A 1,994-nucleotide genomic window follows, 5' to 3' on the forward strand; every position below is an offset into this window, starting at 1 on the left:
GGCCCGCGCCCCGGGGGCAGGGTGCCGCCGCTCGCGGTGGGCCGCCCGGGGGCGTTCCAGCCCGGGGGCAGGTGGTAGCCGGAGCCGGCCGACTCGTCGTGGTGACCCCGCGCAGGGCCGTCCTCCGGACCGGCGCCGGGCGCCGGCGGGTGGACGCCGCCGCGCGGCCGGTCGGCGTGGGGCTGCGGTCCGTCGTGCTGCTCGACCGGGGGTCGGGGCGCGGCCTCGCGGGCGCCCGGGACGGGGGGCGGGGACCCGGCGTCCCCGGCGTCCCCGGCGTCGGCGGTCTCGCGCGCGAGCGTGGTGCCGGGTTGGCCGGCGGGGTCGACCGGGAACGGGTCGTAGCCGCAGAGGACTTCCTCCGCCGCTCCCGCGGCGAGACCGGTGAGCATGGCACGGCCGTCGTCGCAGACGAGGACGGTCCGGGCGGTGATGTTGCGGTGGGTCCAGCCGTGCGCGTGCACGACCCGGAGGGCGGCGAGCACGTCGGCGGCGATCTCGGCGGCGCGGTACGGGCCCATGCGGTGCTCGGCGAGCAGCGCCGCCAGCGGGCGGCCGGGGACCAGTTCGCTGACTATCCACAGTCCGTCGCCCTGGACGAAGACGTCGAAGATCTGGTCCAGCCGCGCGTGGTCGGGCAGCGAGGCGGCAGCGGCGGCGGCCTCCAGCGCCCGGCGGACCACCGGGTCGTCAGGGGTGCGGGTGGCGAGCCCGGAGGTGCGGGCGTGTCGCTGCGGCCCCGGCCCGTGGGTGTGGCCGCCGTCCAGCACCTCGGCGTCGACCACCTCGGGCAACGGCACCTGCCGGACCAGGACTTCCTGGCCGCTGGCGGTGTCGTAGGCGCGTGCCTCCACCAACTCGTAGGCGTCGGCGGGGGGTCGCGGAAGGCGATAGCGGTCCGCGAGCAACCGCCCCGCGTACTGTTCCACAACGCCTCCCCTCGTGACGTGCCGTCGGCACCCGGTTGCTCACGATACGTGCCGATGGCGTGACACGACCATGCTCCGGTCCACGGGCTCCCGTTCAGCCGAGCGGCTCGAACGTGCGGAAGGCCGTGTCCCGCAGTGTGCGGCAGTCATTCCCGTCCCACTCCTCCGCCACACACGTGACCATCACCGCGTACCCGCGCCCGTCGTCCACCCGGAAGCCCCGGTTGAGCACCCGGACCCGCGTGCCGGCCATGGTGCGCTCGAACTCCCAGTCGGAGACAGTGGGGTAGTCACGCCATTCGACGGAGTCTATGCGGACCCGCTCGTAGTCGGTGCTGGCATCACGTACCGAGGGTTCCAGCTCAAGCCAAGCCTGCTCGGCGTCGGATCCGGGTGACGTCGTGAAATCGACCTGAACCGCCGGGGGCGGCCCTGATGGATGGCTGTAAATCGCCCCGGAGTTGCGCCCGGCGGTCCCTGTCTGCTCCCAACCGCCGGGCATCGCCATGCTGAAGCGGTACTGCAGGTCGACGGTACGGGCGAAACCGGTGGGGCCCTCGGGCGGGAAGGGGGCGTCGGTGTCGCGCTCCGGACTGTTGCGCGGCGGGCCGGACTCCTCCGGCTCCGGGCCCTCGTCGGAGCCGTCGCCCTCGGGCGCGGTGTCCCCCTCCGGCCCCTGGCCGCCGTTCGCGTCCTCCGACGGGTCGTCCGAGCCCCCGGTCGCCGCGTCCTCGTCCTCGCCGGCACTGCCGTCGGCGCCCTCGTCCGTGGTCTCGTCCGTGGTCTCGGTGGGAGCGGGGTCCGGGGTGTCGTCGGACCCGCCGCCCAGGAGTCGGGTTGCGAGCACACCGCTGAGCAGCGCCACCGCGACGACGAGCGCGAGCAGGATCAGCACGCGGCGGCGCCGTCCGCCGCCCGCGGGGGCTGCGCCGTCGCCGCCCCCGCCGCCGCTCGCGCCCCGCCCGGAGCCGGGGGCATCGGGCCTGCCGCTGTCGGCGCCGAGCGCCGTAGCGGCGGCCTTGTCGCGCTCCCGCCCGGCGCGGGGTCAGCGGGCCGTCCTCCCGG

Annotated in this window: 2 protein-coding genes; both read right to left on the minus strand. The window is 76.1% G+C overall.

Annotated elements, in window-relative coordinates:
* A partial coding sequence (locus tag HCN52_RS23990; protein ID WP_168090516.1) for a protein kinase occupies positions 1-929 on the minus strand: 929 nt, incomplete at its 3' end.
* Between the two features lie 94 nt (positions 930-1,023).
* Positions 1,024-1,824 (minus strand): serine/threonine kinase C-terminal domain-containing protein, encoded by an 801-nt coding sequence (locus HCN52_RS23995; RefSeq protein ID WP_168090517.1) that lies wholly within the window; start codon positions 1,822-1,824, stop codon positions 1,024-1,026.
* Between the last annotated feature and the right edge of the window lie 170 nt (positions 1,825-1,994).

Source organism: Streptomyces bohaiensis (assembly GCF_012033785.1).
Taxonomy (GTDB): domain Bacteria; phylum Actinomycetota; class Actinomycetes; order Streptomycetales; family Streptomycetaceae; genus Streptomyces; species Streptomyces bohaiensis.